3 protein-coding genes are annotated in these 4,424 nt (G+C 48.3%); 1 reads left to right on the top strand and 2 read right to left on the bottom strand.

The features are described from left to right. Window positions 1–404: 404 nt before the first annotated feature. Both AruPA_RS21360 and AruPA_RS21355 read right to left on the bottom strand, forming a co-directional pair. Entirely contained in the window at window positions 405–770 is a 366-nt protein-coding gene (locus tag AruPA_RS21360) for a hypothetical protein (protein WP_265638749.1), read from the bottom strand. A gap of 412 nt (window positions 771–1,182) precedes the next feature. Then, entirely contained in the window at window positions 1,183–2,604 is a 1,422-nt protein-coding gene (locus tag AruPA_RS21355; RefSeq protein WP_265638748.1) for a HAMP domain-containing sensor histidine kinase, read from the bottom strand. Window positions 2,605–3,493: 889 nt separating this feature from the next. On the opposite strand from AruPA_RS21355, the gene AruPA_RS21350 reads away from it, so the two are divergent. Continuing rightward, window positions 3,494–4,141 carry a RadC family protein gene (locus tag AruPA_RS21350; RefSeq protein ID WP_265638747.1) on the top strand — a complete coding sequence of 216 codons (648 nt, stop codon included), beginning with the start codon at window positions 3,494–3,496 and terminating at the stop codon, window positions 4,139–4,141. Window positions 4,142–4,424 lie beyond the last annotated feature (283 nt).

Genomic DNA, 4,424 nt, shown 5'->3' with positions numbered 1-4,424 from the left:
GATTGCGGTCGCCGATAATGGCGAGCAGTCGCTCGCGATCTCCCACAGGGACGATGACATTGACAGTTTGGGCCATGCCACACGATTCGCATGTCCTGCTAAAAATGTGAATCTTATGAAAGCGTCAATGCACTAGAATCCGAGATGCCAACCGGTATCAATCCTGTCTACGCGATCGTCTTGCTCTCGCCCCTGCACACACAGTCACCATCGTTCCCACCCTGCCCGCAGACCATCGACCAATACGTGACCGCAGTACCAGCTTCCACGACGCGCCTCACCCTGCCACCTCAGTTTCCCGGATCGCTTGGTGACGAAAGAAAACGAGGCGCGCCTATGTATCTCCGTCGGCGCCGAATTCTATCATTCTCACGAATTGCTACTCCTCGAGCATGGACGCCGCGTCAATGGATCCGAATAGGCCTGTCCGCGGTTTCAATAAATGCCCGTAGTTCAGCTACCTTAGTCTTATCGAGAACAACTCCAATAAAACCGGGTCCCGGATGAGACACTAACAGTCTTATAGCACCTGGCATTTCGGCAACTTTATCAACGTGATAGACAGACTGTGGCGAGGTCATAAAATTTATTCGATCGCCATATCGAAACTGCTCTTTATGTTCCATTTCAGCACGTATTTTACTGAGAAGCTGGATCAGTTCAGTCAGGGCCTTTGCATTCACGCTTATTTGATCGCCGTTATCGATTGATATCGAGACCTTTTGTATGCCTCGATCAAGATTTAATCGCAACTTTGGCTCGTCGGTCATCGTAGCCTGTTCATGCGTTGGCATCCCTCTTGCCACATTTTCCAAGATAGAATTCGGCGGCCTTCATCGCATCCTCAGCTCTGGCAAAAAACCTCACGCCACTAACGTCTTGTAACGCCTGCCATACGGGTTGATGTGGCACATCCGACCCCGGGACCATCACCATCCATACGCGCTTACCGTTCTCATTGACACGACTAGCCTGACAGCCATCATCGCGCGTGAAGACCCCCACCCCAGTGCAACGCCAACCAGGACGAGGCCGCCGCGCAAAATTAAATAAATTCATCAGGTACTGACGCATTATTTGGACCACTACTCAAAAGACATCAAAATGTCCCATAACTCCCGACCAAAATCAACCCCGATTTCCTCCGCGAGCACGTCAATGACACTTCTAGAGTTAAACAATTTAGCCCTCTCCCCGATTAAGACGGATTGTGGCCCTGAGCCCAGGGTTGTTATCATCCAGCACCAAAACACCACCGTGCAATTGACATACCGAAACCACTAGGCTCAGCCCTAATCCAGAGCCTGGCGTCGAACGTGCGGTTTCAGTTCGGAAGAAACGTTCTCCAACACGAGAACGATCATTCTCCGCGATCCCTACCCCCTTATCGGCGATTGTGATTGCCAAAAAGTTGCCCTCCATCAAAGCGTCGACGTAAATCGCACCCCCTTGCGGAGAGAATTTGAGCGCATTGTCGAGCAGATTGACCAAGGCCTGCTGTATCATGTCCGGGTCCCCAAACATTGGAAGCGTTGGGATTCTAGATATCGTGAGTACGATTCCGGAATTATCGGCGTACGTCTGGTAAAGTTCGACGATATTCAACAAATGCGGTGTCAGATCAAATTTCCTGAACGCTGAACGGCGTGCGCCGGATTCTATTTCCGCAATACGCAAGAGAGCTTCGAATATTGAGGTAATTCTATCGAGATCAGCGCTAGCGTTTAAGAGAGACTCGATCAGATCAGGGCGATCCGCAGCCAATGCCGTAGCATCTTCAAGGCGCATGCGAACGCGCGTGATAGGGGTCCGCAGATCATGCGAAATAGCACTCGTTACATTTCGGACGCCATCGAGAAGGAACGCGGTGCGGTCGAGAATTTCATTTATTGTTCCCGCAATGAGATTGAGCTCTCTGCCGCGCCGAGTTTGCCTGATCCGTGCGGACAGGTCGCCGCGACTTATTGCAACTGCCACCCCGTTGAGGTCGGCCAGTGCACGGTTAAGCAAGGCCCGCATCATTGCACCGCCGATAATCGCGAGCAAAAATACCTCTCCTGCGACAGACAAAAACTCGGTCTGTAACATTTTGAGAATTCGGTTATCCCTGTCTGTATTCCGGCCTACCAGCAAGCGAAAGCCCTCCGGTAGATCGTAGACTCTGAGAAGGCCGTCTATCTTGCGGCTAGAAAATGAGATCCTTTTACGATACCAAACGTGCGGATCGGTGACCCCAGAGGGCCAACGCGATAAATTTCCAGCAACAAGGTCGTTTTCATGATCCACGAGCAGATAGAGACCCGAACGCGTCGAGGTTATGTTGGATAACTGCTGAACGGCCTTCGATGCAGCTAGCAGGCCAGACTCGCCATAGCGTGCCGATAATACAACCGCATCGCTCGCGATAGCCGACTTCATCTCCCCGGTGATCGTTATCTCGGTCTGCTCCCAAATCGAGGCGGCAAGAACACCTACTGACACCCCAAAAACAATAACGAATAGAACCGCAAAACGGAAACCCGCTGTGCCCAGGGCATCCCTGGTCCATCGCCAGAACGGTATGGATCGGCGCCCAATGATCGCATCTGCGGTCGTCATCTCCATGATTGTCATCGGCCTCGATGAGTTTAGCTGGGACATGACATCCATTTTATGCCTTTATCAGAAGCAACAGGGTGCACCGGATTATTGTTAGATTGAATCTCAATATACGTGTAAAAATTCTATTTTTATAGACCGACCACCCCATCGATCAGCCCCAAACAGCAATATTATTAACCATCTGGACGCCACCTTACATAGGATTAGTATTCCGTTAAGATGTATGTGTCAACTCTTTTTCGCGCTATGGTTGTTTTATGAGGCTAACAATGGGACGAGTCAGCCGTAAGATTCATTCGATTTTCTGGATGTTCACAAGCGTGGTCATCGCACTGGGCCTCGCGAACTGCAGCAAGTCGCAACCCCCGCCAACCGCAAATGCTTTCGCCGGCGCGAAAGCCGCCGCGCTCCGTTTCCAGTGGGCAAATCGCAACAGTATATCCCGCGCAGAAGTACCTGCGTTTCTATGGCCTCTGCCCGCATCCGGGAGCCGGGCGATCCGACTTAATAAGCCGAACATCACCACACCGCCTCCGGTCTTCCAACATCTGACAGCGAAGCCACCGCAATCCACTCGCAGCACCAACGAATTTACGGGGCCAATCGCACCGCCATAATCCGATAGCCCCCATTGAATGCAGTGGACCCGCCTTCGTCGAATGGGTTGAAGAGGAGATCAGAGACACCGCACGTCCTCTAAATCTACAACAGTGTCATTTCCACCACAGATTACAGATAACCATGCGGCTTCTCACCATCGTTAATTTTTTCCCCTTTTTTAAAAAACAAAGGACCGGTAGGTTGACGAATATTTAACTTAATGTCATGTGAGTTTTGCAACCTCCGGTTGCTATGGGTTAAAATTTACCCGGGTGGTTAGTGGAGCAAAAAAATGCTTACGGATGCCTTTTTCGATCAACTTAGCGTCTGCGATAACGATAGCGAAATTCTCATGAAGCTCATAAAAATGATTGATCCTTCTACTGATGAGGGAGCGTTCATGCAGGCTGTCGAAGGTCAGTTCGGCGGGATTATGGGTCTGTTTGGCGCCAGCTATAGCAAACTTGTTAAGAACAACGCCGTCGGCGAAAATCTTGCAATACTGATTAAATATATGCAGATCATATTAATTAGAACTATAAAAACAAAAATTAAAAATAAGGATTTGATAAGTAATATTACACAACTTCATGATTATTTATTATTCAAGAACTACGCATCTCAACAAGAGAAAATAATAATTTTTTTGTTAAACTCAAAAAATTTTTTACTTAAAGAAGAAATTATTGCCACTGGCACACCAAATAATGTTATGTTTTATCCGCAGACAGTTATTCGCCACGTAATAGAAAATAGCGCGACTTCATTTATACTTGTTCATAATCACCCTAGCGGCGATCCATCCCCTTCAAATGATGACGTCATTCAAACGCGCGAGCTGCAAAAAGTATGTAAAATGCTTGCAATAAATTTTCACGATCATATCATCGTTGGCGATATGGACACGTATAGTATGCGTAAAAATGCTATATTACACTAACGTGTCTATTTTGTTCGATAGTTTATTGATTAATATCGTAACTTTTTGAGTGTTTTCTTGATTTACAGCCTTTTTTCGATTTATTTAGCTTTGTAAATTATTTTATTGACGTTTCTTAGAGGCCATTTCGGAATCAACGCGGAACATTTTCGGCGCGGGGTTGGATGGCCGGACCCGATGTGATTCCATGCAGGTGTTCGAAGCCTTGTTGGAGATCACATGTGGACGCCGACCACCCGCGCGCAGCATAGCCGCGCAGGCCTACGTTATGGAAGTGACGTCA

Origin of the sequence: Acidiphilium sp. PA (genome assembly GCF_026191915.1) — a bacterium.
Classification (GTDB): Bacteria; Pseudomonadota; Alphaproteobacteria; order Acetobacterales; family Acetobacteraceae; genus Acidiphilium.
This window is presented reverse-complemented; position numbering and strand designations above follow the sequence as displayed.